The 617-nt window shown below is 38.4% G+C and carries 1 protein-coding gene; it reads right to left on the reverse strand.

The window, feature by feature from the left end:
• Positions 1-24: 24 nt before the first annotated feature.
• Complete coding sequence (locus R8O11_RS29065; RefSeq protein WP_005464185.1) at positions 25-291, reverse strand: hypothetical protein; 267 nt, start codon at positions 289-291, stop codon at positions 25-27.
• Positions 292-617: the final 326 nt, after the last annotated feature.

A 617-nucleotide genomic window follows, 5' to 3' on the forward strand; every position in this document is an offset into this window, starting at 1 on the left:
TTATTGATTGTTCACAATCTGAGGTTATGACTTGCTCGCTTCGTCTTTGCGGCACTTCACCTTTACCAGCTGTGCCTGCTCATCTTTGATGTTTTTCACGATTCGAGCATCACGCGCATCAATTGCGTCTATGTTCATTTGCTGAATATCTGCTACAGCTTCATGCTTCATTTCAGAAAAGTCCTGACGTAAATCTGAGCTCCACTCTTCTCTGTCTAAAGTGTTAGCAGCAGCGATTGGCGATGAAGTTACAACAATAAGACCTAGAGTAGATAGAATTACGCTTTTCATAATAAGCTCCTTGAGGATTAGCAGTTCATTTTGGTTACAATTTAGATATTGCACATACGATGCCAACTTTTTAATCCTTTAAATTCAACAACTTAATAAATTTTTCATTTTTATATTTATATCAGCATGGTAAATTTCGCACCCCAAGTGTTAAATTAACCAAGCAAATCCAACAGCCAATTTCATTCAGTTAATCTATAGTATAGAGCGCCATTTCTCCTCACAGTTATCGGCTCAAAACGTGCGCCTCAAACATTCATCTAAAGTCATTCAGGCCTAAATTCTCGGCATAAAAAAAGCAGCCCGCCGGCTGCTACTTATTATTG

Source organism: Vibrio sp. 1288 (genome assembly GCF_033344475.1).

Bases quoted from the DNA above. Each gene is read 5' to 3' on its own strand.
- R8O11_RS29065 (WP_005464185.1), bottom strand. From the start codon at position 291: ATGAAAAGCGTAATTCTATCTACTCTAGGTCTTATTGTTGTAACTTCA.